This window comes from Enterobacter sp. 4974935, assembly GCF_058661735.1.
Genome location: NZ_JBZWGT010000003.1, coordinates 164867 through 188515, shown reverse-complemented (window position 1 = coordinate 188515; position 23649 = coordinate 164867). Strand labels below are relative to the sequence as shown.

The window sequence follows — 23649 nt, the reverse complement described above, 5'->3', positions numbered from 1 at the left end:
AATTACATTCCTGAAGTCAGCGAGATAAACAGCGGCAGCGACAGGATACACAGTATGGAGCTCAACAGCAGCACGGCTTCAGCATCCGGCGACTGCACGCCAAAGCGGTTACCGAACACCACGCCAAAGAAGCCCGCAGACAGCGCAATCATCAGGATGGCGGTGATCGCCACGGAGCCGTGCAGACCGAAGATTAAAACGATACCCCAGGCAATCGCTGGCTGGATCAGCAGCTTGGCGATAGTGGAAGTGATCACCATGGTGTTGATCTGAAGCTTACGCGCGGAGAGGATCACCCCGGTCAGGAACAGCGCCGCAGCGGTCGCGGACAGTCCCAGCGGTTTAATCGCCGCCAGTACCAGCTCCGGCATTTTGATGCCGATAGCGGACAGGATCACACCCAGCAGCGGGCCCATCACGATCGGTTTTTTAATGGAGCGCCACATCAGCACCGGCAGCATGGAAAGCGTTGAACCGGAGTTATTGCCTTCCGCGCGGGCTTTCTCACGCTCCAGAATAAGCAGGCAGAACGGGGTCATCAGCACCGAACCACAGGCGATGGAGACCGCCACGGAGAGTGAAGTAGAAGAACTTTCACCCAGCACGCTGCCCAGAATCGGCAGGCCGAGCGCCGCATAGTTTGGCAGAGCGACGGTCAGCGTCAGTACGGCCGCATCCTGCGGAGATTTTTTAAAGACTTTGGTGGCGAGGAAGTAGATGGCCGCATAGGTGATCCACATCGCCAGGGTGAGCACCAGGATCAGCGGCGACTGCGCCACAATGCCGGTCCACGGGGTTTGCACGGTGGCGCTGAACAGCGCGGCAGGGAGTGCAAAATCCATAACGAAGATATTCAGCAGGGAAACATTTTTGTTATCGACCATCTTTGCTTTACCGGCCCAGAATCCCAGCAGCATGATGACGAAAATCGGTGCAAGAGCATGAACAATTACGTAAGTCATAAATCACCTGTAGTAAAAAAGTTTAAGCACTGGCGCGATGTTTATTATTTTCAGGATGCAGGTTCCCGCGTGGACGCAACGGGCGCGCCCACGGGGTAATGCATCTGGCAGGTCTCTTTTTACTTACCAGCTGGCTCGCATACGTTCACGTACGAGCGCCGAGCTGCGGCGGTTGTCAGCACCCAGACGGTTTTTCAACGTGGTGTCCTGACGAGCGTCGCTGATGGCCTGTTGCAGGGTAGTTTTCACCCGCGTCAGATCGCTTTCGGAAGGGGCATCCGGGTTGCTGATATCCAGCAGGTCGGAGAGCAGCCCCAGCGTGGCGTAGTTGCTGATGTCGTACGCCATTGGCGGAATGGTTGCCGCCAGTTTTTCCAGCGCCTCCACGGTACGCAGCGTAATGCGCGCCGCAGACTCTTTGCCCATGGCATGGATCAGCACGCCTTTATCGTTGAAGGCAATCAGGCGGTTGGCCTGGTAGCCGTGCGCCAGAAACGCGCCGGACATGGCCTTACCGACGATAAGACCAATCACCGGATGCCCCGCCAGCCGCGCATTGGCATAGGCGGCAGCGGCGCCGGCCAGCGCCTGGTGGATACCAAACGCCTCTTCGCGACGGCCATAGGCCTGGCTTGGGACATCGATCACCGCCACAATCGGGCGCTTCACGGCTTTATCGGCGTCAGCGGCGACGGTTTCGCTGACCACTTTTGCCAGCGTCCATCCTTCCAGCAGGCCGACTTCACCCTGCGCCGCGCGCGGGAAGTGGTTGTTGGCGTCCGGCACCACGGCGACAAAGCGCACCGTTTCACCGTTCAGCTCGCCGTCTGCCGCCTGCACGGACGGGCATAACCCCTCCAGACGTTTCGCGTTCGGGGCCAGAGTTTCCAGCCAGAGTTCGCCACGGCTAATTGAGTTAGTCATCATTTCACCTCCCGGGCAAAAAGCGCTTTAATCTGTTCGGCATCGGCCTGTTTGCGGGTGTCGAAATTCGTCAGACGGTTCAGGTAATCGTCGTAGTTATCGGTGCGATGTTTCGCCGGTACGCCTTTGGCGATGGCCTCGTTCATCGCGGCTTTCACCGCGTTCACGCCGTCGCCCACCAGCGCGTCCACCAGCCCACTTTCATAGCGCACTTCGCCGCCGGTCATGCTCCAGATAAACGGACGGTCGCGGGAGTCATACTCTTCAATGCCCGCTTCCTGCTCAATAACCTGCGGGCCGTTGAGGCCAAGACGCGCTTCGCGGGTCACAATCAGGTAGCTGCACAGCGCCGCGGCGATAGACATCCCGCCGAAGCAGCCCACGGTCCCGGCGACAATCCCGACAACCGGGGTATAGCGACGCAGGTCAACGATCGCGGCGTGGATATCGGCAATCGCCGCCAGGCCAAGGTTGGCTTCCTGCAAACGTACGCCGCCGGTTTCGAGGCACAGTACCGCCTGAGTCGGAATGCCGTTGCGGTTATCTTCCGCCGCCAGCTCCAGCGCCGCCGCCATTTTGGCACCGGACACTTCGCCCATGCTGCCGCCCTGGAAGGTGCCTTCAATCGCCACCACCACTGCAGGCTGGCCGTTGATGGTCCCTTTCGCGACTACCATGCCGTCATCGGCCTGAGGAACAATCCCCTGTGGCCCAAGCCACGGAGAGATAATGCCTTCAAACGGATCCAGCAGTTCGCGGTAGCTGCCGTCGTCGAGCAGCGCCTGCGCACGCTGGCGCGCTTTTAATTCGATAAAGCTGCTGTCATCACGCATGGTTCACCCCTTCAAAAACCTGTTCGATACGAATGCGTGCCACGCCCGGCGTCGCGCCGAAGTCGTGGATGGTCAGCTTACCTGCGGGCAGGCTGCTGACGGTTTGCAGGCGATTGAACAACGCCTCCCAGCGCCCACGGCTGTTGTCGACGGAGGTGGTGATATCAATGGTTAAGGTCTGGCCCGGTTCGGCGGTGAAAAGCACCTCCATATCCCCGGAACCGACTACCCCTGCCAGCGCCCTGCCGCTTACTTCGCGGCTGGCGGGCACGGTCAATGTGATTTTTTCCATAACATCCTCTTAATGCTTTGAATAGGGCGTTTCGACGCGGTCAAGAAACAGCGTGGCGGCAAGCAGGTCTGCGGCTCCGCCCGGCGAGGCGTTAAGCGTCAGCATCTGACGGTCTAACCGCGCCAGCGCCTGCTGCCCCGCAAGTGTTGCGCATCCTCCCGCGTTCAGCACCGCACGGGCGCCGTTCTGCATGGCATCCAGCCCCTCCATGCCGGCGCGCGACAGCACGCAGGTGTCGGTGAGCGAGGTCATGATCGCCATCAGCGCGTCGAGTCTGGCCTGCGTTTCGCTGCTGCCGTTGAGACGGCTGAGGTGAAGCTGCGGCAGCGCGCGCTGCATGATGTGCGGAAACGCCTGCTGAGCCTCTTCACGCGCGCCCGGTACACGGTAGCGGTGCGTGACGCGTAACCCCTTGCTGAATACTTTCGGCGCCGCGTCATCCGGCAGTTTCGCCAGCTGAGCGGCGGTGTTCGCGACGGTTTGCGCCCGGGCATCGCCGCCCAGCATCGCCACCGCGCTCACCAGCAATCCCAGCGCCCAGATCGCGCCACGGTGTGTGTTCACGCCGTCGGTAGCGGCCATCATCTGCCGTTCGCCTTCACGACCCAGGCGGCCAACGGTTTGCCTGAGGGCAATATCCGCCGGACGCTGCCAGCTCTGTTGCGCCAGCGCCTGAAACGTGGGGGTCAGGCTGTGAGCGGAGCGCTCCATCAGCGCAAGCGATAAATCGTGATGCGCGCCGTTCCCCCGGCTGTCCACCAGACCGGGCTTCGGGCTTAAACGTGCTTCGTCAATCAGACACTGCGTGGCGGTTCGCGCCAGCCATTCGGCACCGCCTTCAACCTGGATCTGGGGCAGAAGTTTCATTACCAGCTCCGGAATTTCGCAGGTGGGTTATACAGGCCGCCGGACCACTCAACGAGGTCAGCCACGCTGCCCGCAGCCAGCAGAGAGCGGGTGGCATCGGTACGACGAATGCCCATATCTTCCGGATACACAACCTTGCCGCTCTGGCGCAGTTCCGCCACGCGTTTGGCGTCAACGCCCAGACCGATATCGGTGATACCCGCCACGGCGGCGACCATGGCGCGACGCTCTTCCAGATCTTTTGCCCGGTAGAGGTAAGCAATCCCCTCTTCCGTCAGCACGTGGGTGACGTCATCGCCGTAAATCATAACCGGCGCCAGCGGCATGCCGGAGGCTTTCGCCACGTCTACGGCGTCGAGTTTCTCCACGAAGGTTGGCTTCACGCCCGCCTGGAAGGTTTCCACCATCTGCACAACCAGCTTTTTACCGCGCTGCATCGGGTCAGGCTCGGTGATCATGTTCAGCCAGGCCGGTGTGGCGTGGCGACGACCGTGCGGATCGTGGCCCATGTTTGGTGCGCCGCCGAAGCCGGAGAGACGGCCGCGGGTCACGGTTGAGGAGTTAGCGTAACCATCAACCTGTAGCGTGGAACCGATAAACATGTCGACCGCGTACTGACCAGCCAGCTGACAGAAGGCGCGGTTAGAGCGCATGGAGCCGTCAGCACCGGTAAAGAACACGTCCGGACGGGCGCGGATGTACTCTTCCATCCCCAGCTCGCCGCCGAAGCAGTGGACGCTCTCCACCCAGCCGCTTTCGATGGCCGGGATCAGCGTTGGATGCGGGTTCAAAGTCCAGTGTTTACAGATTTTGCCTTTGAGTCCGAGCTGTTCGCCGTAGGTTGGCAGCAGCAGTTCGATCGCTGCGGTATTAAAGCCAATCCCGTGGTTCAGGGACTGCACCTGGTGTTCAGCGTAGATGCCTTTAATCGCCATCATCGCCATCAGGATGTGTTCCTGTTTAATCAGGCGCGGGTCGCGGGTGAAGAGCGGCTCAATAAAGAACGGCTTGTCCGCCACCACCACGTAATCGATCCACGAGCCCGGAATATCGACGCGCGGCAGGTCGCACTCGTCGTCCACCAGCTCGTTCACCTGTGCGATGACGATGCCGTCGTGGAACGCGGCGGCTTCCACCAGCGCCGGGGTATCTTCGGTACTCGCCCCGGTGTAGAGGTTACCTTTACGGTCCGCTTTAAAACCGGCAATCAGCGCCACGTTTGGCGAAAGGTCGACGTATAAACGTGAGTAGAGTTCGATGTAGGTGTGAATCGCCCCGATTTCGAGCTGACCATCTTCCAGAAGCTGCGAAATGCGCAGGCTTTGCGTACCGGAGAAGGAGAAGTCGAGCTTGCGGGCGATGCCTTTCTCAAAGATGTCCAGATGTTCGCTGCGGCCCACGCTCGGCATGATCATATGCAGATCGTGCACGATTTGCGGGTTCACTTCGGCCAGTGAACGGGAAAGGAAATCCGCCTGCTTCTGGTTGTTGCCTTCCAGAACGACTTTGTCGCCTGGTGCGATCAGTTTTTCCAGCATGGCGACAAGATCGCCGGTTGGCAGTACCTTGCCCTGCACCGGTACGGACGCCAGACGACGCGCTTTCTCGCTGCGTCGGGTGTTCCATTGCCGGGTGGGTGTTTGCCCAGATAACATTATTAACCTCCTGATTCAGCACATCATTCTGATTTGCTTAACGTTGAGTAAAGTGTGCGCTCTGGTGAGAAAGGCATCAATTAAGCGTAGGACGTAATCATTAGCCTGAGAGTAATAATCAAGGTAAAGAAATGTGATCGGGATCAGTTCATGTTTCGGAAAAACGGGCTAAACGGGGTACAATTCGGAAGGTATAGTTAATTTCTGACAAGAATCAGCATCGCCCTTATGACCCAAATCATTCCCTCAGACTTCGACATTGCAGCCGAAGAGAGCGCAGAGTTCGTGCCCATGCGCGGTGTGGCTAACCCTCACCTGCAAACCATGCTGCCGCGCCTGATCCGCCGCAAGGTGCAGTTCAACCCCCACTGGCAGCGCATTGACCTGCCGGACGGTGACTTTTTGGATCTCGCCTGGAGCGAAGATCCGGATCAGGCCAGACATAAACCCCGTCTGGTGGTGTTTCACGGCCTGGAAGGCAGCCTGCACAGCCCTTACGCACACGGTCTCATTGAGGCGGCGAAAGCCCGCGGCTGGCTTGGGGTGGTGATGCATTTTCGCGGATGCAGCGGCGAGCCTAACCGTCAGAAACGCATTTATCACTCGGGTGAAACCGAGGACGGCTCCTGGTTCCTGCGCTGGCTAAGAGACAATTTCGGCGAAGCACCAACGGCAGCGGTGGGGTATTCGCTGGGCGGGAATATGCTGGCCTGCCTGCTGGCGAAGGAGAGCGACGCCGTACCGCTGGATGCGGCAGTGATTGTCTCTGCGCCCTTTATGCTGGAGCAGTGCAGTTATCATATGGAAAAAGGGTTTTCGCGGGTCTATCAGCGCTACCTGCTCAACCTGCTGAAAGCCAACGCCGCGCGTAAACTTAAGGCCTATCCGGATACGCTGCCTGTGACGCTGCAACAGCTCAAACGCGTGAAGCGCCTGCGCGAGTTTGATGATTTGATCACCTCGAAAATTCACGGCTTTGCCGATGCGATTGACTATTACCGTCAGTGCAGCGCCATGCCTTTACTGAATCAAATCACGAAACCCACGCTGATTATCCACGCCAAAGACGATCCGTTTATGGATCATCACTCGATCCCCGCCCCTGACTATCTGCCGGATAACGTGGAGTATCAGCTCACCGAGTTCGGCGGGCACGTGGGCTTTGTTGGCGGCACGCTGCGTCGGCCAAAAATGTGGCTTGAGACGCGTATACCCGACTGGTTAACGGCTTATCTGGACGGTAAAAAATGATTATTCCCTGGCAGGATCTCTCTCCCGACACGCTCGATAATCTGATTGAAAGCTTTGTCTTGCGCGAAGGCACCGATTATGGTGAACATGAACGTTCGCTTGAACAAAAGGTCAGCGATGTGAAGCGCCAGCTTAAAAGCGGCGACGTGGTGCTGGTATGGTCCGAACTGCATGAGACGGTGAATATCATGCCCCGCAACGCGTTTCATGGCTGATCTTACACTTTTCCAGTCAGGGAGTTGCTATGTCTGCCAGACATCCGGTTATTGCCGTTACGGGTTCGAGTGGGGCGGGAACCACTACCACCAGCCTCGCCTTCCGCAAGATTTTCGCCCAGCTTAACTTACGGGCGGCAGAGGTAGAGGGCGACAGCTTTCACCGCTACACGCGCCCGGAGATGGATATGGCCATCCGCAAGGCGCGCGATCTGGGTAAACACATCAGCTATTTTGGCCCGGAGGCCAATGACTTCGGCCTGCTGGAGCAAACCTTCCGTGAATACGGGCAGAGCGGCACCGGGCAGTCCCGCAAGTATCTCCACACCTACGATGAAGCCGTGCCCTGGAACCAGGTCCCCGGCACGTTCACGCCCTGGCAGCCGCTGCCGGAACCGACTGACGTGCTGTTTTACGAAGGATTGCACGGCGGCGTGGTGACGCCTCAGCACGACGTGGCGCGCCATGTGGATTTGCTGGTGGGGGTGGTGCCGATTGTTAACCTTGAGTGGATCCAGAAGCTGACGCGTGACATGAGCGAGCGCGGCCATTCGCGAGAGGCGGTAATGGATTCGGTGGTGCGCTCCATGGAAGATTACATCAACTTCCTGACGCCGCAGTTCTCCCGAACCCACATTAACTTCCAGCGCGTCCCCACCGTGGACACCTCCAACCCGTTCGCCGCAAAAAGCATCCCTTCCCTGGACGAGAGCTTTGTGGTGATCCACTTCCGCAACCTGGAAGGCATTGATTACCCCTGGCTGCTGGCGATGCTACAAGGTTCGTTTATTTCGCACATGAATACGTTAGTGGTACCGGGCGGAAAAATGGGGCTGGCGATGGAGCTGATCATGACGCCGCTGGTGCAGCGGCTGATGGAAGGAAAGCAAATCGCGTGAGTTGTTTTGCCCGGTGGCGCTGCGCTTACCGGGCCTACGGGCGTGCTTTTGTAGGGCGGGTAAGCGAAGCGCCACCCGCCAAAAATTAAGCCTCGATCACTTCATACGAATGGGTGATGTTTACCGCTTTCTCCAGCATTAATGCCACAGAGCAATATTTCTCCGCAGACAGGTCAACCGCACGCGAGACCGCCGCATCCTTCAGTTCTTTGCCGGTGACGATAAAGTGCAGATTAATATGCGTGAACAGACGTGGCGCCTCTTCGCGACGTTCTGACGTCAGCTTCACTTCACAATCGGTCACGTCATGACGGCCTTTTTGCAGGATCGACACTACGTCGATCGCGCTGCATCCACCAGCCGCCATCAGCACCATTTCCATCGGGCTGGGAGCTTTATCGCCGGAGTTGCCATCCATCAAAACCTGGTGCCCGGAAGCAGACTCGCCCAGGAACGTTAACCCTTCAACCCATTTCACACGCGCTTGCATATTCACTCACTCCAACGTTGCATTTTTTATGACAGATTACGTGTACGTTACATTTCTCGCAACGGAAGGCGACCTGCGTCATGCTGAAGCGAGACACCAGGAGACACGCGGCGAAAGCTATGCTAAAACACTCTGGATGCTACAGTAATACATTGACGTTACACATGTATGCAGAGGACATCAAACTTTACTGGCTGCGAAACGTTACGACAGCCGACTTCCCAGGTATGGGTAAGAATTCGATTGCAACCCCAGAGTCCGGATGCATCTTATGACTCTGGTGACAGCTTATAACAGAGGATAACAGCGCATGGTGCTTGGCAAACCGCAAACAGACCCGACTCTCGAATGGTTCTTGTCTCATTGCCACATTCATAAGTACCCATCAAAGAGCACGCTGATTCACCAGGGTGAAAAAGCGGAAACGTTGTATTACATCGTTAAAGGCTCGGTGGCCGTGCTGATCAAAGATGAAGAAGGGAAAGAGATGATCCTTTCTTATCTGAACCAGGGCGATTTTATCGGTGAACTGGGCCTGTTTGAAGAAGGCCAGGAACGTAGCGCCTGGGTTCGTGCAAAAACAGCATGTGAAGTGGCTGAAATTTCTTACAAGAAATTCCGTCAGCTGATTCAGGTCAACCCTGACATCCTGATGCGTCTTTCTTCCCAGATGGCACGCCGTCTGCAAGTGACCTCTGAGAAGGTGGGTAACCTCGCCTTCCTGGACGTGACCGGTCGTATCGCGCAGACGCTGTTGAACCTGGCGAAACAGCCAGACGCCATGACCCACCCTGACGGTATGCAAATTAAAATTACCCGCCAGGAAATCGGTCAGATCGTCGGCTGCTCCCGTGAAACAGTGGGCCGTATCCTGAAGATGTTGGAAGATCAAAACCTGATCTCCGCCCACGGTAAAACCATCGTGGTTTACGGGACCCGTTAATTCCGGTCAGACGGCGTGCCGCCGCAGGGTGGCACGCCGTTTTTGTCTCTACTCCTTATGTGGCGCAGGCTGATCTATCACCCGGAAGTTAACTACGCACTGCGACAAACGCTGGTGTTGTGTCTTCCCGTGGCCGTGGGCCTGATCCTCGGACATCTTCAGCAAGGCCTGCTGTTTTCCCTCGTGCCCGCCTGCTGCAACATTGCCGGTCTGGACACCCCGCATAAACGCTTTTTCAAACGCCTGATTATTGGCGGCTGCCTGTTTGCCGGCTGTAGCCTTGCCGTGCAACTCTTACTGGCCCGCGACATTCCTCTGCCGCTGATCCTGACCGTGCTGGCGATGACGCTTGGCGTAACCGCTGAAATCAGCTCGCTGCACGCCCGCCTGCTTCCCGCGTCGCTGATTGCCGCCATCTTCACCTTAAGCCTTGCGGGCAATATGCCGGTGTGGGAGCCATTGCTGATCTACGCCCTCGGCACGCTGTGGTACGGGCTGTTTAACTGGTTCTGGTTCTGGTTGTGGCGGGAACAGCCGCTTCGCGAATCCCTGAGCCTGCTCTACGTGCAGCTTGCTGAATACTGCGAAGCAAAATACACCCTGCTCACGCAACATACCGACCCGGAAAAATCCCTGCCGCCGCTGCTGGCACGCCAGCAAAAAGTGGTGGATCTGATCAGCCAGTGCTATCAGCAGTTGCACATGCTTGCCGCCAACAAAAATCATGAATATAAGCGGCTGCTGCGTACCTTCCAGGTCGGGCTGGATTTGCAGGAGCATATTTCCGTCAGCCTTCATAATCCGGAAGAGGTGCAAAAGCTGGTGGAGCGCAGCCATGCGGAAGCGGTGATCCGCTGGAACGCGCAGACCGTCGCGGCGCGCCTGCGGGTGCTGGCTGAGGATATCCTCTATCACCGCTATCCGACGCGCTTTAACATGGACAAACAGCTCGGCGCGCTGGAAAAGATTGCGCGTCAGCACGCGGATAACCCGGTCGGGCAGTTTGCCGCCTGGCATTTCAGCCGCATCGCCCGGGTGTTGCGCACCCAGCGCCCGCTTTATGCCCGGGACCTGATGGCCGATAAGCAAAAACGACTGCCGTTGCTGCCTGCGCTCAAAAGCTACCTGTCGCTGAAGTCTTCCGCCCTGCGCAACGCCGCAAGAATTAGCGTCATGCTCAGCATCGCCAGCCTGATGGGAATGGCCCTGCACCTGCCGAAACCCTACTGGATCTTAATGACCGTGCTGTTTGTCACCCAGAACGGCTATGGTGCCACGCGGGTGCGCATTCTGCATCGGGCGGGCGGCACGATGGCGGGGCTGATTATCGCGGGCGTAACGTTGCACTTCCACGTGCCGGAAGGGTATACGCTGGTCGGCATGCTGGCGATTACGATGGTGAGTTATCTGATCATCCGTAAAAACTACGGCTGGGCGACGGTGGGCTTTACGGTAACGGCGGTGTACACCCTGCAGTTGCTTACGCTCAACGCCGATCAGTTAATTATTGCCCGCCTGGTCGATACCCTGATTGGCTGCCTGATCGCCTTTGGCGGCATGGTCTGGCTGTGGCCGCAGTGGCAAAGTGGATTACTGAGGCAAAACGCCCACGACGCGCTGGAGGCGGATCAGCAGGCCATTCGCCTGATCCTGAGCGACGACCCGCAGCCGTCTCCACTGGCCTACGAGCGCATGAAGGTCAACCAGGCGCATAATGCCCTGTTCAACTCCCTTAACCAGGCCATGCAGGAGCCGGGCTTCAACTCGCACTATCTGGCAGACATGAAGCTGTGGGTCACGCACAGCCAGTTTATCGTCGAACACATCAATGCCATGACCACGCTGGCGCGCGAGCACACCATGCTGACGCCGGATCTGGCGCAGCGCTATTTGCAGTCGTGTGAAATTGCCCTCCAGCGCTGTCAGCAGCGTCTGGAGTACGACGCGCCGGGGGAGTCAGGGGATTCGAACATTCTGGAAGCGCCGGAGACGCTGACCCACGGGCCGATGAGCACCCTTGAGCAGCATTTACAGCGCGTTCTCGGGCATCTCAACACCATGCACACCATTTCGTCGGTGGCATGGCGTCAGCGTCCGCATCACGGGATTTGGTTAACGCGCCGGTTAAAACGAACCGCGTATTAGCCTCTGACGATCTTCGCCACCGCCGCGGAAAAACGGGTTAACCCGTCTTCGATGTCTTTGTCTTCCACCACCAGCGACGGCGCAAAGCGCATCACGTCCGGCCCGGCGTTGAGCACCATGACGCCTTCGTGCGCGGCGGCGTGCAGGAAATCGCGCGCGCGGCCTTTGTACTGAGGCTTCAGCTCGGCGCCGATCAGTAACCCCATCCCGCGGATTTCACTGAAGACATCAAACTGTTCGTCAATCTGCTGAAGATGTTTCACAAAAAGGGCGCGTTTCGCATTCACGCCATTCAGGACGTCCGGCGTATTAATGATGTCGAACGCCGCTCCCGCCACGGCGCACGCCAGCGGATTACCGCCGTAAGTGGAGCCGTGTGAGCCCACATGAAATGCGGAAGCGATATCCTGGGTGGTGAGCACCGCGCTGACCGGGAAACCGCCGCCGAGCGCTTTTGCGCTGGTCAGAATATCCGGCGTTACGCCGTAGTGCATATAAGCGAACAGGTCTCCGGTACGCCCCATCCCACACTGCACTTCATCAAACACCAGCAGCGCCTGGTGCTCGTCGCACAGTTCGCGCAGCCCTTGCAGAAATTCCGGGGTGGCCGCCGTGACGCCGCCTTCCCCCTGAATGGGTTCGACCACCACGGCACAGGTGTGATCGTCTATCACCGCTTTAACGGCGTGCAGATCGTTAAACGGCACGTGGATGATATCCGCAGGTTTCGGACCAAAGCCGTCGGAATACTTCGGCTGGCCGCCAACGGAAACGGTAAAGAACGAGCGACCGTGGAAGGCGTTATGGAAGGCGATGATTTTGGTTTTGTACGGACTATGACGCGTGGTTGCGTAGTAGCGCGCAAGCTTAAAGGCGGTTTCGTTGGCTTCGGTGCCAGAGTTCATAAACAGCACGCGTTCGGCGAAGGTGGCATCGATGATCTTACGCCCCAGACGCAGCGCCGGTTCGTTAGTGAACACGTTGCTGGTGTGCCACAGCGTTTCGCCCTGCGTTTTCAGCGCGTCCACCAGCGCAGGATGGCAATGGCCCAGCGCCGTCACCGCAATACCGCCTGCGAAATCAACATACTCATTGCCCTGCTGATCCCAGACGCGGCTGCCTCTCCCTTTCACCGGGATAAACTCAGCCGGTGCATAAATCGGCAGGATCACTTCATCGAATGTCGCGCGGGTAATTGCTGGTTGTTCAGTTGCCATGTCATGACCATCCATTTTTATGTCACAGTGATTGTGAAAATATAATCACAAAATATGCATAAAAAATCACAACAAGGCAACAGATATTCAGCGATTAAGGAAATTGGCCAGCAGTGCGTGCCCCTGTTCGCTGAGAATGCTTTCCGGGTGGAACTGCACCCCTTCCAGATCGTACTCGCGGTGGCGAATGCCCATGATTTCCCGGGTCTCACTCCAGGCGGTCACTTCAAAGTCTGCGGGCAGGGTCGGCGGATCAATCACCAGAGAATGGTAGCGCGTCACGGTTAACGGATTGTTTAGCCCCAGGAACACGCCGGTACCGGTGTGCGTGATCGGTGAGGTTTTGCCGTGCATGACTTTCGCGGCACGAACAATGGTGGCGCCAAAGACCTGCGCAATGGCCTGGTGACCCAGGCAGACGCCCAGAATCGGCAGCTTGCCCGCATAGTGGCGGATTACCTCCAGCGAGATGCCGGACTCCGACGGCGTACACGGCCCGGGCGAAATCACGATTTTCTGGGGCGCCAGCGCGTCAATGTCAGCCAGCGCGATCTCATCGTTACGGCGGACAACCACCTCTGCCCCCAGTTCACAAAAATACTGGTAAAGGTTCCAGGTAAAGGAATCGTAGTTATCAATCAGCAGAATCATGGCGGCTCCTGAAAAAATGGCCGCCCTATTTTACTCAGATCCCCGCGCTTCGCTCACAACTTTGGCAAAGATAGCATTCAGGGCGGTCAGATCACCCATCGCCCCGCTCTGGTTGGCGGATGCCCAGTCGTCCGGGTCGATCCCCTGCCAGTTCAGCACGTAGCCCGCATGGATCGCCAGCTGTTCAAAGAAGATCCGCTGAGCCACGCCATTACCGCTCATAAACGGATGTAGCATGTTGATTTCACAGTAGTAATGACTGATTCTGTCTGTAAACTCTTCTTTCTGAAGGCCCACCAGATATTTATCGATTTCCAGCGAAGCCATCAGCTCATTACCCACCTTCTCGATGTACTCGAAATGGCAAAATGGAATGTCGCCCTTGGAAATATCGGCGGTGCGCAGCTCGCCAGCGCCTTTCATTTCGTTGCGGAATAAATGGCGGTGAATAAGGCACAGATGGGGTAAACCCGGTGCAGAAGGCCCCAGTGCCAGCGTCTCGATATCGGGTTCAGCGGGACCCTTGCCTTTTTCAAGGAGGCAACTGGCCTGAAGATTGACGCTACGCTGTTGCTCCCAGAGTCGGGATTTTTGCTTGTCGGTGAGTTTTTTCACTACGCCTCCCTGAATAGTCCGTTTGCCACAAGTATAAGCAGCAAAACGCGCTTTCGCAGGGAGGGCGGAAAGACACGGGCAGGATGTGCCCGTGTGAGGGAACGATTACGGCAGCACTTTCGCGGAGAGAATCACCACTGGCTTAGACGGCACATTCTGGTATGGACCGACATCGTGAGTCTGAACCTGAGAGATCTTGTCCGCCACGTCCATGCCTTTCACCACTTTACCGAACACCGCGTAGCCAAAGTCGCGCTGGCCGTGGTCCAGGAAGGCGTTATCCGCCACGTTGAGGAAGAACTGGCTGGTGGCGCTGTCTTTATCCGCCGTACGCGCCATAGAAATGGTGCCGCGCTTGTTCAGCAGGCCGTTATCCGCTTCATTTTTGATTGGCGGGTTAGGTTTTTTCTGCTGCATCTGCTCGTTGAAACCGCCGCCCTGAATCATAAAGCCCGGGATCACGCGGTGGAACGTGGTGTTGTTATAAAAACCACTGTTCACGTAGTCGAGGAAGTTTTTCACAGAAACAGGGGCTTTTTGGCTATCCAGCTCCAGCTCAATATTCCCCGCAGAGGTAGTCAGCAGGACGTGAGGGTCTCCTTTAGCTGCCAGCGCAGCAGGGGAAACGGCAGAAAGAGCAAACACAGCTGCGACAGCCGCCAGTGTTGATTTGAGCATGAGAATTCCTTAACAAAGCGCAGTATAAAAAGCGAATGGCTTGATTCTAAAGAGCAGTATGACCCCAGACCAGTCTTTTACCTAATTTTACGAAATTGAAACAATTATTACCGCGCAAACGATTGTTCACCCCGCGATTTAATGTGATCTCCATCACGTTAAAGCCTGCAATTGTGCTCAATATTTTCTGAAAAGATTTAATTAGATCACTTTCGCGACTAAAATCTGCCCGCTCAAACGCAGTCATTGCGTTTTTCTTTACTTTTAACAGGCCAGACATGACTAACAGCAATCGCATCAAGCTCACATGGATCAGCTTCTTCTCCTACGCCCTGACCGGCGCGTTGGTGATCGTCACCGGGATGGTGATGGGAAATATCGCAGACTACTTCCAGTTGCCCGTTTCCAGCATGAGCAATACCTTCACTTTCCTGAACGCGGGGATCCTGATCTCTATTTTCCTTAATGCCTGGCTGATGGAAATCGTGCCGCTGAAAACCCAGCTGCGCTTCGGCTTCGTACTGATGGTTGCCGCCGTGGCGGGCCTGGTGCTGAGCCACAGCATCGCCCTCTTCTCTGCCGCCATGTTCGTGCTGGGCCTGGTGAGCGGGATCACCATGTCGATCGGTACGTTCCTGATCACCCATATGTATGAAGGTCGCCAGCGCGGCGCGCGTCTGCTGTTCACCGACTCCTTCTTCAGCATGGCCGGGATGATTTTCCCGATGGTCGCCGCGTATCTTCTGGCGCGCAGCATTGAGTGGTACTGGGTATACGCCTGCATTGGTCTGGTCTATGTCGCGATCTTTATTCTCACCTTCGGCTGCGAGTTCCCGGTGCTGGGCAAAAAAGCGCAGACCACGTCTGAGCCAGTTGCGAAAGAAAAATGGGGTATCGGCGTGCTGTTCCTTTCCATCGCCGCGCTGTGTTACATCCTCGGCCAGCTGGGCTTTATCTCCTGGGTTCCTGAATACGCGAAAGGTCTGGGCATGAGTCTGAACGACGCGGGTAAACTGGTGAGCGATTTCTGGATGTCTTACATGTTCGGCATGTGGGCGTTTAGCTTTATCCTGCGCTTCTTCGACCTGCAACGGATCCTGACCGTTCTGGCGGGTCTGGCAACCGTGCTGATGTATCTGTTCATCAACGGTTCCCCGGAGCATATGCCGTGGTTCATCCTGACCCTGGGCTTCTTCTCCAGCGCGATTTATACCTCGATCATCACCCTTGGCTCTCTTCAGACCAAAGTGGCCTCACCGAAGCTGGTGAACTTCGTGCTGACCTGCGGCACCATCGGCACCATGCTGACCTTCGTGGTCACGGGCCCAATTGTGGCGCACAGCGGCCCGCTGGCGGCGCTGCATACCGCTAACGGTCTGTACGCCGTGGTGTTCATCATGTGCTTCGTGCTGGGCTTTGTGACCCGTCACCGTCAACACAACCCGGCAACAGCTACCCACTAATCGCCGTAACCCCTTTGCGTACTGCAAAGGGGTTTTCCCCTGCTCACCCGCCCTGCCCGCCGATGGGTAAAAAACCCCACCAAAATTTTGTGAAAAACAAGCAAGCACAAAAATCAAACAATATCCGTCACTTATAAAAATCCTGACAAATCATAGATATACCCCCTAAGGGGTAGGTGAAGGCGTATTTGATTTGCATCAATAAGTGCCCCTGCTGAATCGTTAAGGTAGGCAGTAATAGAAAAGAAATCGAGGCAAAAATGAGCAAAGTCAGACTCGCTATCATCGGTAACGGCATGGTCGGCCACCGCTTTATTGAGGATCTTCTCGATAAAGCCGATGCTAACCAGTTCGATATTACCGTGTTCTGTGAAGAACCCCGCAAGGCGTACGACCGTGTGCACTTGTCTTCCTACTTCTCTCACCATACCGCCGAAGAACTCTCTCTGGTGCGTGAAGGTTTCTACGAGAAGCATGGCGTAAAAGTGCTGGTGGGCGAACGCGCTATCACCATCAACCGTCAGGAGAAAGTGATCCACTCCAGCGCCGGACGTACGGTTTTTTACGATAAGCTGATCATGGCGACAGGCTCGTATCCGTGGATCCCGCCGATTAAAGGTTCGGAAACCCAGGATTGCTTCGTTTACCGTACCATTGAAGACCTCAACGCCATTGAATCCTGCGCACGTCGAAGCAAACGTGGCGCGGTTGTCGGCGGTGGTCTGCTGGGTCTGGAAGCGGCAGGCGCACTGAAAAACCTCGGCGTTGAAACCCACGTCATCGAATTTGCCCCGATGCTGATGGCGGAACAGCTGGACCATATGGGTGGCGACCAGTTACGCCGTAAAATCGAAAGCATGGGCGTGAAGGTTCACACCAGCAAGAACACCAAAGAGATCGTGCAGGAAGGCACTGAAGCGCGTAAAACCATGCGCTTTGCCGACGGCAGCGAGCTGGAAGTGGATTTCATCGTCTTCTCCACCGGCATTCGCCCGCGCGACAAGCTGGCTACTCAGTGCGGTCTGGCCGTTGCGCAGCGCGGCGGGATCATGATCAACGATACCTGCCAGACCTCCGATCCGGACATCTACGCCATCGGCGAATGCGCCAGCTGGAATAACCGCGTATACGGTCTGGTTGCACCTGGGTACAAAATGGCGCAGGTCGCCGTTGACCATATCCTCGGCAGCGAAAATGCCTTCACCGGCGCAGACATGAGCGCGAAGCTGAAGCTGCTGGGCGTGGACGTGGGCGGTATTGGCGATGCGCATGGTCGCACCCCGAACTCCCGCAGCTATGTTTATCTGGACGAAAGCAAAGAAGTCTACAAACGTCTTATCGTCAGCCAGGATAACAAAACCCTGCTCGGGGCGGTGCTGGTGGGCGACACCAGCGACTTCGGCAACCTGCTCCAGCTGGTGCTGAACGCCATTGAGCTGCCGGAAAACCCGGACGCGCTGATCCTCCCGGCGCACGCCTCCAGCGGTAAGCCGTCCATTGGCGTGGATAAACTGCCGGACAGCGCGCAAATCTGCTCCTGCTTCGACGTGACCAAAGGCATGCTGATCTCCGCCATTAACAAAGGCTGCCACACCGTTGCGGCGCTGAAGGCGGAAACCAAAGCCGGGACCGGCTGCGGCGGCTGTATCCCGCTGGTCACCCAGGTGCTGAACGCCGAGCTGGCAAAACAGGGCATTGAAGTGAACAACAACCTGTGCGAGCACTTCGCTTACTCTCGCCAGGAGCTGTACCACCTGATCCGCGTGGAAGGCATTAAGTCCTTCGACGAACTGCTGGAGAAACACGGCCAGGGCTACGGCTGTGAAGTATGTAAGCCTACCGTCGGTTCCCTGCTGGCGTCCTGCTGGAACGAATATGTGCTCAAACCAGAACACACTCCGCTTCAGGACACCAACGATAACTTCCTGGCCAATATTCAGAAAGACGGGACTTACTCGGTGATCCCGCGTTCTGCCGGGGGGGAAATTACCCCTGAAGGGCTGGTCGCCGTGGGCCGTATCGCCCGTGAGTTTAACCTGTACACTAAAATCACCGGTTCCCAGCGTATCGGCCTGTTCGGTGCGCAGAAAGATGATCTGCCGGAAATCTGGCGTCAGCTGATTGAGGCGGGCTTCGAAACCGGTCACGCGTACGCCAAGGCGCTGCGCATGGCGAAAACCTGCGTGGGCAGCACCTGGTGCCGCTACGGCGTGGGCGACAGCGTGGGCTTCGGCGTCGAGCTGGAAAACCGCTACAAAGGTATCCGTACGCCGCACAAAATGAAGTTCGGCGTCTCAGGGTGTACCCGTGAATGTGCGGAAGCACAGGGTAAAGACGTGGGTATTATCGCCACCGAGAAAGGCTGGAACCTGTACGTGTGCGGTAACGGCGGGATGAAACCTCGCCACGCCGATCTGCTGGCTGCCGATCTCGATCGCGATACGCTGATCAAATACCTCGACCGCTTCATGATGTTCTACATTCGTACCGCCGATAAGCTGACCCGTACCGCGTCCTGGCTGGATAATCTCGAAGGCGGCATCGACTATCTGAAGTCAGTCATTATCGACGACAAGCTGGGCCTGAATGAACAGCTGGAATCCGAGATGACTCGCCTGCGCGAGGCGGTTATCTGCGAGTGGACCGAAACCGTGAACACGCCAGCGGCGCAGACGCGCTTCAAACACTTTATCAACAGCACCCAGCGCGACCCGAACGTGCAGGTGGTGCCGGAGCGCGAACAGCATCGTCCAGCGACCCCGTATGAACGTATTCCGGTGATGCTGGTGGAGGAAAACGCATGAGCCAGTGGGTAAACATCTGCAACATTAACGACATTCTGCCAGCAACCGGCGTCTGTGCCCTGCTGGGCAACGAGCAGGTAGCGATTTTCCGCCCTCGCCACGATGAACAGGTTTTTGCCATCAGCAATATCGACCCGTTCTTCGAGGCCAGCGTGCTCTCCCGCGGTCTGATTGCGGAGCACCAGGGCGAACTGTGGGTTGCCAGCCCGCTGAAAAAGCAGCGCTTCCGCTTAACCGACGGGCGCTGCATGGAAGATGAAAGCTTCTCGGTCAAACACTACGACGTCCGCGTGAAGGACGGCGAGGTGCAGCTGAAAGCGTAACCCCTCGCCTTTTCAATAGGAAAGGCTTATGACCCCTTATGGGTAACGGCAGGAAAAACCGTATGTTCTGTACGATTCCTGCTGTTATCCTGACGTCAATTCTTCCCCCGCCATGAATGCTGTGAGGTAACGTCGTGGATCACCTGCCGATTTTTTGTCAATTACGCAACCGCGACTGCCTGCTCGTGGGCGGCGGCGATGTGGCTGAACGCAAGGCGCGCCTGCTGTTAGAGGCGGGCGCCCGACTGACCGTTAACGCCCTCACCTTCGCCCCACAGTTTGACGTCTGGGCGCAGGAAGGGATGCTCACGCAGGTGCAGGGCGAATTTGATGAATCCCTGCTGGATACTTGCTGGCTGACCATCGCCGCAACGGATAACGATGACGTTAACCAGCGCGTCAGCGACGCCTGCGAAGCGCGCCGCATCTTCTGTAACGTGGTGGATGCGCCGAAAGAGGCGAGCTTTATCATGCCATCCATTATCGACCGCTCGCCGCTGATGATTGCGGTGTCGTCCGGTGGCCGCTCGCCCGTTCTTGCCCGTCTGCTGCGGGAAAAACTGGAAGCCGTGCTGCCTCAACACCTTGGTCAGATTGCCCATTACGCCGGGCAGCTGCGTTCCCGCGTGAAGCAAACCTTCGCAACCGTGGGCGAACGCCGTCGCTTCTGGGAGAAGTTCTTTGTCAACGACAGGCTGGCGCAGTCGTTGGCCAATCAGGACACCAAAGCGGTTGAAGAGACGACCGAGCAACTCCTCTCTGAACCGCTGGATCATCGCGGTGAAGTGGTACTGGTGGGCGCGGGTCCCGGCGATGCGGGCTTGCTGACGCTGAAGGGTCTCCAGCAGATCCAGCAGGCGGACATCGTGGTATATGACCGTCTGGTCTCTGATGACATCATGAATCTGGTGCGCCGCGATGCTGACCGCGTATTCGTCGGCAAACGGGCAGGTTATCACTGCGTACCGCAGGAGGAGATCAACCAGATCCTGCTCCGGGAAGCGCAAAAAGGTAAGCGCGTGGTGCGTTTGAAAGGGGGCGATCCGTTTATCTTTGGTCGCGGCGGCGAGGAGCTGGAAACTCTCTGCAACGCGGGCATTCCGTTCTCCGTGGTGCCGGGCATTACGGCGGCATCCGGCTGTTCTGCCTATTCCGGCATTCCGTTAACCCATCGCGACTATGCCCAGAGCGTGCGCCTGGTGACGGGCCACCTGAAAACCGGCAGCGAACTGGACTGGCATAATCTGGCCGCTGAAAAGCAGACGTTGGTCTTCTATATGGGGCTAAATCAGGCAGCCACGATTCAGGCGAAACTGCTGGAGCACGGCATGGAAGCAGATATGCCGGTCGCGCTGGTAGAAAACGGTACCGCCATTACGCAGCGCGTGGTCGATGGCGTACTGACGCAGCTGGGCGAGCTGGCGCAGCAGGTTGAAAGCCCGGCGCTGATCGTGGTGGGCCGCGTGGTAGCACTGCGTGAAAAACTGAACTGGTTCTCCAGCCACTAACGCACAATCTCTCTCCCGGGAGTAGTCTTGAAGCGGACTACTCCCTTCTTACCTCAGTCGATAACATACCGCCCGCGTAATGGAACTTTTCCATTTATTCCCTCGTGTTACATCCAATTTTTTGATTTTATTGACAAGGAATGCGTATGTTCAAACTGGCAAAAGCTGCCGTTCTGGTCGGCCTGTTAACAACTCTGACGGCCTGCACCGGTCACGTTCAAAATACTAAAAATAATTGCAGCTACGATTACCTGCTGCATCCGGCAATCTCCATTTCGAAGATCATCGGCGGTTGCGGCCCGGCGGCACAGCAGTAAGCGTTTTTCAGGCGTAAAAAAACCGGGGATTTCCCGGTTTTTTTGTTTCGTCAGTTTTGTCGGGTGGCGGCTCCGCCTTACCCGACCTACACGGTCCCGTAGGCCGGGTAAGCGTAAGCGCCACCCGGCAAAGCGGCTTAAGGTTTCGCCACAAACCCAATCGCCTCGTACACCGCTTTCAGGGTTTCGGAGGCGCGCGCGCTGGCTTTTTCCGCGCCCTCTTTCATCACTTTTTGCAGGAAAGCTTCGTCGTTACGGTAACGGTGATAGCGCTCCTGCAACTCGGTCAGCATGCCGGAAACGGCGTCTGCCACTTCGCCTTTCAGGTGGCCGTACATTTTGCCTTCAAAGTGTTTTTCCAGCTCAGGGATGCTCTGTCCGGTCACACCGGAGAGAATGTCCAGCAGGTTGGATACGCCCGCTTTGTTCTGCACGTCGTAGCGCACCACTGGCGGCTCGTCGGAGTCGGTCACCGCACGCTTGAGCTTTTTCACCACCGATTTCGGATCTTCCAGCAGGCCGATAACGTTGTTGCGGTTATCGTCAGACTTGGACATCTTTTTGGTCGGCTCCAGCAGCGACATCACGCGCGCGCCGGATTTCGGAATAAACGGCTCAGGCACTTTGAACACGTCGCCGTAAAGCGCATTGAAGCGCTGGGCGATATCGCGGCTCAGCTCCAGGTGCTGCTTCTGGTCTTCACCCACTGGTACCTGGTTGGTCTGGTACAGCAGAATATCTGCCGCCATCAGCACCGGATAATCAAACAGACCGGCGTTGATGTTTTCAGAGTAGCGCGCAGATTTATCCTTGAACTGGGTCATGCGGCTCAGCTCGCCGAAATAGGTGTAGCAGTTCAGCGCCCAGCCCAGCTGCGCGTGCTCTGGCACGTGAGACTGAACGAAAATGGTGCTCTTCTCTGGATCGATACCGCACGCCAGGTACAGCGCCAGCGTATCGAGCGTCGCCTTGCGCAGCTTCTCGGGATCCTGACGCGCGGTGATAGCATGCAAATCCACGATGCAGTAAATGCAGTGGTAGTCATCCTGCATGCTCACCCACTGACGTAACGCACCCATGTAGTTACCAATGGTCAGTTCACCTGAAGGCTGTGCGCCACTAAAAACGATGGGCTTAGTCATTATTCAATTCCTGATGTTCACTGTGCGAGAGCCCGAGTGCGGGCAACAAATCTTTGAAGTGGTCGAACACAACGTCCGGCTCACTCAGCGTAATGGCTTCACCGTAGTTGTAGCCGTAGGTCAACCCAACAGACGGGCAACCTGCCGCTCTGGCAGCCAGAATATCATTGCGGGAATCCCCGACAAAGAGCAGCTCCGCAGGCGCTAAGGATAATTTTCCTGCCACCAGCAATAGCGGTTCCGGATGCGGCTTTTTATTCTGCACGTCATCGCCGCCCACAATTACGGAGAAGTATTTCGCGATATCCAGCGCTTCCAGCAGAGGCGCAACGAACGGTGTTGGCTTGTTGGTCACCAGCCCCAGCGGGATGCCTTTCGCATGTAGCGCGCTCAGCGTTTCAGCGACATCCGGGAACAGGAAGCTGCCCTCTTCGACGGTCTCTTCGTAGAAACGGTCGAACAGTTTGCGCAGAATACGCTGCTGCTCATCCTGGGGAATATCCGCGTGGTCAACACTCGGTTTCCCTTGCGCAGAACGCTGAGAGGCACGTTCCTGACGAGCCCAGGTCAGCGCGCGCTCCATCAGCACGTCTGCACCGTTACCAATCCACGTCACGACGCGCTCTTCGCCGGCAACGGGGAGTTCAAGGGCATACAGCGCCTGATCGACGGCGCGGGTTAATCCAGGCGCGCTGTCGACCAGCGTGCCGTCGAGGTCAAATGCTACACCCCGAATAGCCTGCAATTTATCCATGACTTACCTTCGCCAGTTCACGGCGCATTTCATCAATGACTTTTTTGTAATCCGGTTGATCGAAGATGGCGGAGCCTGCGACGAACATATCCGCCCCTGCCGCCGCAATCTCACCGATGTTATTGACCTTCACGCCGCCGTCCACTTCCAGACGAATATCATAGCCAGACTCATCAATGCGGCGGCGCACTTCACGCAACTTGTCGAGCGTCTGAGGAATAAACAACTGGCCGCCAAAGCCCGGGTTGACGGACATCAGCAGGATCACGTCCAGCTTGTCCATCACGTAGTCGAGATAGCTCAGCGGGGTCGCCGGGTTAAAGACCAGCCCCGCCTTACAGCCGTTCTCTTTGATCAGCTGTAGCGTGCGGTCAACGTGTTCGGAGGCTTCCGGGTGGAAAGTGATGATGCTGGCACCCGCCGCGGCGAAATCAGGCACGATGCGATCAACCGGTTTCACCATCAGATGCACGTCAATGGGCGCGGTGATCCCGTAGTTACGCAGCGCTTTAAGCACCATCGGACCGATGGTCAGGTTGGGAACGTAGTGGTTATCCATAACGTCGAAATGGACGACATCTGCGCCAGCCGCGAGAGCTTTGGCAGTGTCTTCACCCAGGCGGGCAAAATCGGCCGACAGAATTGAGGGGGCAATCAAAAACTGTTTCATCCGCATCTCCTTGAAATGTGTTTACCGGCGG

The 23649-nt window shown here is 57.1% G+C and carries 24 protein-coding genes; 10 read left to right on the top strand and 14 right to left on the bottom strand.

The window, feature by feature from the left end:
• Positions 1 to 2: 2 nt before the first annotated feature.
• The 6 genes from AC4OVS_RS01970 to mdcA form a co-directional block, all read right to left on the bottom strand.
• Positions 3 to 962 carry an AEC family transporter gene (locus AC4OVS_RS01970; RefSeq protein WP_023307100.1) on the bottom strand — a complete coding sequence of 320 codons (960 nt, stop codon included), beginning with the start codon at positions 960 to 962 and terminating at the stop codon, positions 3 to 5.
• A 123-nt stretch (positions 963 to 1085) separates the two neighbouring features.
• Positions 1086 to 1886 carry a biotin-independent malonate decarboxylase subunit gamma gene (mdcE, locus tag AC4OVS_RS01965; RefSeq protein WP_003861675.1) on the bottom strand — a complete coding sequence of 267 codons (801 nt, stop codon included), beginning with the start codon at positions 1884 to 1886 and terminating at the stop codon, positions 1086 to 1088.
• Positions 1886 to 2719: a biotin-independent malonate decarboxylase subunit beta gene (locus AC4OVS_RS01960; protein ID WP_003861672.1), complete on the bottom strand. Its 834-nt coding sequence runs from the start codon at positions 2717 to 2719 to the stop codon at positions 1886 to 1888. The genes mdcE and AC4OVS_RS01960 overlap by 1 nt, the downstream gene beginning before the upstream one ends.
• Positions 2712 to 3011 carry a malonate decarboxylase acyl carrier protein gene (gene mdcC, locus AC4OVS_RS01955; RefSeq protein ID WP_000411786.1) on the bottom strand — a complete coding sequence of 100 codons (300 nt, stop codon included), beginning with the start codon at positions 3009 to 3011 and terminating at the stop codon, positions 2712 to 2714. Before mdcC ends, AC4OVS_RS01960 begins: the two co-directional genes overlap by 8 nt.
• 9 nt (positions 3012 to 3020) lie before the next feature.
• Positions 3021 to 3878, bottom strand: a complete 858-nt coding sequence (locus AC4OVS_RS01950) for a triphosphoribosyl-dephospho-CoA synthase (protein WP_022649605.1) — start codon at positions 3876 to 3878, stop codon at positions 3021 to 3023.
• Positions 3878 to 5533, bottom strand: a complete 1656-nt coding sequence (gene mdcA / locus AC4OVS_RS01945) for a malonate decarboxylase subunit alpha (RefSeq protein ID WP_023298766.1) — start codon at positions 5531 to 5533, stop codon at positions 3878 to 3880. The genes AC4OVS_RS01950 and mdcA overlap by 1 nt, the downstream gene beginning before the upstream one ends.
• Before the next feature lie 228 nt (positions 5534 to 5761).
• On the opposite strand from mdcA, the gene AC4OVS_RS01940 reads away from it, so the two are divergent.
• From AC4OVS_RS01940 to AC4OVS_RS01930, 3 genes are read left to right on the top strand one after another with little or no spacing between them, the layout of a single operon-like run.
• Positions 5762 to 6784, top strand: coding sequence for a hydrolase (locus tag AC4OVS_RS01940; protein WP_491922149.1), 1023 nt, complete (start codon positions 5762 to 5764; stop codon positions 6782 to 6784).
• On the top strand, positions 6781 to 6999 hold the full coding sequence (locus tag AC4OVS_RS01935; protein ID WP_022649608.1) for a YheU family protein: 219 nt from the start codon (positions 6781 to 6783) through the stop codon (positions 6997 to 6999). Before AC4OVS_RS01940 ends, AC4OVS_RS01935 begins: the two co-directional genes overlap by 4 nt.
• 29 nt (positions 7000 to 7028) lie before the next feature.
• A complete protein-coding gene (locus AC4OVS_RS01930; protein WP_003861663.1) occupies positions 7029 to 7898 on the top strand; it encodes a phosphoribulokinase in 870 nt (289 codons plus the stop codon).
• A gap of 85 nt (positions 7899 to 7983) precedes the next feature.
• Here the strand turns inward: AC4OVS_RS01930 and AC4OVS_RS01925 are convergent, their stop codons facing one another.
• On the bottom strand, positions 7984 to 8388 hold the full coding sequence (locus AC4OVS_RS01925) for an OsmC family protein (protein ID WP_022649609.1): 405 nt from the start codon (positions 8386 to 8388) through the stop codon (positions 7984 to 7986).
• Between the two features lie 310 nt (positions 8389 to 8698).
• Here AC4OVS_RS01925 and crp point away from each other — a divergent pair, with 310 nt between their 5' ends.
• Together crp and AC4OVS_RS01915 are read left to right on the top strand one after the other, a co-directional pair.
• Positions 8699 to 9331: a cAMP-activated global transcriptional regulator CRP gene (crp, locus tag AC4OVS_RS01920; protein ID WP_000242758.1), complete on the top strand. Its 633-nt coding sequence runs from the start codon at positions 8699 to 8701 to the stop codon at positions 9329 to 9331.
• Between the two features lie 57 nt (positions 9332 to 9388).
• A complete protein-coding gene (locus AC4OVS_RS01915) occupies positions 9389 to 11476 on the top strand; it encodes a YccS/YhfK family putative transporter (protein ID WP_023307103.1) in 2088 nt (695 codons plus the stop codon).
• On the opposite strand, the gene argD is transcribed toward AC4OVS_RS01915, so the two are convergent.
• From argD to ppiA, 4 genes are all read right to left on the bottom strand, one after another.
• On the bottom strand, positions 11473 to 12693 hold the full coding sequence (argD, locus tag AC4OVS_RS01910; protein WP_176486846.1) for a bifunctional acetylornithine/succinyldiaminopimelate transaminase: 1221 nt from the start codon (positions 12691 to 12693) through the stop codon (positions 11473 to 11475). The two genes, AC4OVS_RS01915 and argD, sit on opposite strands and share 4 nt — an antisense overlap.
• A gap of 87 nt (positions 12694 to 12780) precedes the next feature.
• Positions 12781 to 13344 (bottom strand): aminodeoxychorismate synthase component 2, encoded by a 564-nt coding sequence (pabA, locus tag AC4OVS_RS01905; protein WP_023307105.1) that lies wholly within the window; start codon positions 13342 to 13344, stop codon positions 12781 to 12783.
• 30 nt (positions 13345 to 13374) lie between these two features.
• On the bottom strand, positions 13375 to 13959 hold the full coding sequence (locus AC4OVS_RS01900) for a putative adenosine monophosphate-protein transferase Fic (RefSeq protein WP_163346937.1): 585 nt from the start codon (positions 13957 to 13959) through the stop codon (positions 13375 to 13377).
• Between the two features lie 105 nt (positions 13960 to 14064).
• Positions 14065 to 14637 carry a peptidylprolyl isomerase A gene (gene ppiA, locus AC4OVS_RS01895; protein WP_022649614.1) on the bottom strand — a complete coding sequence of 191 codons (573 nt, stop codon included), beginning with the start codon at positions 14635 to 14637 and terminating at the stop codon, positions 14065 to 14067.
• Between the two features lie 278 nt (positions 14638 to 14915).
• Between ppiA and tsgA the strand changes: the two genes are divergently transcribed.
• The 5 genes from tsgA (at position 14916) to AC4OVS_RS01870 (ending at position 21052) form a co-directional block, all read left to right on the top strand.
• The gene (tsgA, locus tag AC4OVS_RS01890; protein WP_022649615.1) at positions 14916 to 16100 is read left to right on the top strand and encodes an MFS transporter TsgA; all 1185 of its coding nucleotides are present in this window, start codon (positions 14916 to 14918) and stop codon (positions 16098 to 16100) included.
• Between the two features lie 260 nt (positions 16101 to 16360).
• Positions 16361 to 18904 (top strand): nitrite reductase large subunit NirB, encoded by a 2544-nt coding sequence (nirB, locus tag AC4OVS_RS01885; RefSeq protein WP_022649616.1) that lies wholly within the window; start codon positions 16361 to 16363, stop codon positions 18902 to 18904.
• Positions 18901 to 19227 (top strand): nitrite reductase small subunit NirD, encoded by a 327-nt coding sequence (gene nirD / locus AC4OVS_RS01880; RefSeq protein ID WP_022649617.1) that lies wholly within the window; start codon positions 18901 to 18903, stop codon positions 19225 to 19227. The genes nirB and nirD overlap by 4 nt, the downstream gene beginning before the upstream one ends.
• Before the next feature lie 134 nt (positions 19228 to 19361).
• Positions 19362 to 20735 (top strand): siroheme synthase CysG, encoded by a 1374-nt coding sequence (gene cysG, locus AC4OVS_RS01875; protein ID WP_023298772.1) that lies wholly within the window; start codon positions 19362 to 19364, stop codon positions 20733 to 20735.
• Between the two features lie 146 nt (positions 20736 to 20881).
• Positions 20882 to 21052, top strand: coding sequence for a YhfL family protein (locus tag AC4OVS_RS01870; protein ID WP_003861638.1), 171 nt, complete (start codon positions 20882 to 20884; stop codon positions 21050 to 21052).
• 137 nt (positions 21053 to 21189) lie between these two features.
• Here AC4OVS_RS01870 and trpS read toward each other — a convergent pair whose 3' ends face one another.
• From trpS to rpe, 3 genes are read right to left on the bottom strand one after another with little or no spacing between them, the layout of a single operon-like run.
• Positions 21190 to 22194: a tryptophan--tRNA ligase gene (trpS, locus tag AC4OVS_RS01865; protein ID WP_023298773.1), complete on the bottom strand. Its 1005-nt coding sequence runs from the start codon at positions 22192 to 22194 to the stop codon at positions 21190 to 21192.
• A complete protein-coding gene (gene gph / locus AC4OVS_RS01860) occupies positions 22187 to 22948 on the bottom strand; it encodes a phosphoglycolate phosphatase (RefSeq protein WP_017384158.1) in 762 nt (253 codons plus the stop codon). Before gph ends, trpS begins: the two co-directional genes overlap by 8 nt.
• Positions 22941 to 23618, bottom strand: a complete 678-nt coding sequence (gene rpe / locus AC4OVS_RS01855; RefSeq protein WP_491922148.1) for a ribulose-phosphate 3-epimerase — start codon at positions 23616 to 23618, stop codon at positions 22941 to 22943. Before rpe ends, gph begins: the two co-directional genes overlap by 8 nt.
• Positions 23619 to 23649: the final 31 nt, after the last annotated feature.

Excerpts from the sequence above, each read along its gene's own strand:
- rpe (WP_491922148.1), bottom strand. The coding sequence starts at position 23,618 with ATGAAACAGTTTTTGATTGCCCCCTCAATTCTGTCGGCCGATTTTGCC.
- nirB (WP_022649616.1), top strand. The coding sequence starts at position 16,361 with ATGAGCAAAGTCAGACTCGCTATCATCGGTAACGGCATGGTCGGCCAC.
- AC4OVS_RS01930 (WP_003861663.1), top strand. The coding sequence starts at position 7,029 with ATGTCTGCCAGACATCCGGTTATTGCCGTTACGGGTTCGAGTGGGGCG.
- AC4OVS_RS01870 (WP_003861638.1), top strand. The coding sequence starts at position 20,882 with ATGTTCAAACTGGCAAAAGCTGCCGTTCTGGTCGGCCTGTTAACAACT.
- AC4OVS_RS01935 (WP_022649608.1), top strand. The coding sequence starts at position 6,781 with ATGATTATTCCCTGGCAGGATCTCTCTCCCGACACGCTCGATAATCTG.
- pabA (WP_023307105.1), bottom strand. The coding sequence starts at position 13,344 with ATGATTCTGCTGATTGATAACTACGATTCCTTTACCTGGAACCTTTAC.
- gph (WP_017384158.1), bottom strand. The coding sequence starts at position 22,948 with ATGGATAAATTGCAGGCTATTCGGGGTGTAGCATTTGACCTCGACGGC.
- mdcE (WP_003861675.1), bottom strand. The coding sequence starts at position 1,886 with ATGACTAACTCAATTAGCCGTGGCGAACTCTGGCTGGAAACTCTGGCC.
- AC4OVS_RS01915 (WP_023307103.1), top strand. The coding sequence starts at position 9,389 with ATGTGGCGCAGGCTGATCTATCACCCGGAAGTTAACTACGCACTGCGA.
- AC4OVS_RS01940 (WP_491922149.1), top strand. The coding sequence starts at position 5,762 with ATGACCCAAATCATTCCCTCAGACTTCGACATTGCAGCCGAAGAGAGC.
- nirD (WP_022649617.1), top strand. The coding sequence starts at position 18,901 with ATGAGCCAGTGGGTAAACATCTGCAACATTAACGACATTCTGCCAGCA.
- crp (WP_000242758.1), top strand. The coding sequence starts at position 8,699 with ATGGTGCTTGGCAAACCGCAAACAGACCCGACTCTCGAATGGTTCTTG.
- AC4OVS_RS01950 (WP_022649605.1), bottom strand. The coding sequence starts at position 3,878 with ATGAAACTTCTGCCCCAGATCCAGGTTGAAGGCGGTGCCGAATGGCTG.
- trpS (WP_023298773.1), bottom strand. The coding sequence starts at position 22,194 with ATGACTAAGCCCATCGTTTTTAGTGGCGCACAGCCTTCAGGTGAACTG.
- AC4OVS_RS01970 (WP_023307100.1), bottom strand. The coding sequence starts at position 962 with ATGACTTACGTAATTGTTCATGCTCTTGCACCGATTTTCGTCATCATG.
- argD (WP_176486846.1), bottom strand. The coding sequence starts at position 12,693 with ATGGCAACTGAACAACCAGCAATTACCCGCGCGACATTCGATGAAGTG.
- tsgA (WP_022649615.1), top strand. The coding sequence starts at position 14,916 with ATGACTAACAGCAATCGCATCAAGCTCACATGGATCAGCTTCTTCTCC.
- ppiA (WP_022649614.1), bottom strand. The coding sequence starts at position 14,637 with ATGCTCAAATCAACACTGGCGGCTGTCGCAGCTGTGTTTGCTCTTTCT.
- mdcC (WP_000411786.1), bottom strand. The coding sequence starts at position 3,011 with ATGGAAAAAATCACATTGACCGTGCCCGCCAGCCGCGAAGTAAGCGGC.
- AC4OVS_RS01960 (WP_003861672.1), bottom strand. The coding sequence starts at position 2,719 with ATGCGTGATGACAGCAGCTTTATCGAATTAAAAGCGCGCCAGCGTGCG.
- mdcA (WP_023298766.1), bottom strand. The coding sequence starts at position 5,533 with ATGTTATCTGGGCAAACACCCACCCGGCAATGGAACACCCGACGCAGC.
- AC4OVS_RS01925 (WP_022649609.1), bottom strand. The coding sequence starts at position 8,388 with ATGCAAGCGCGTGTGAAATGGGTTGAAGGGTTAACGTTCCTGGGCGAG.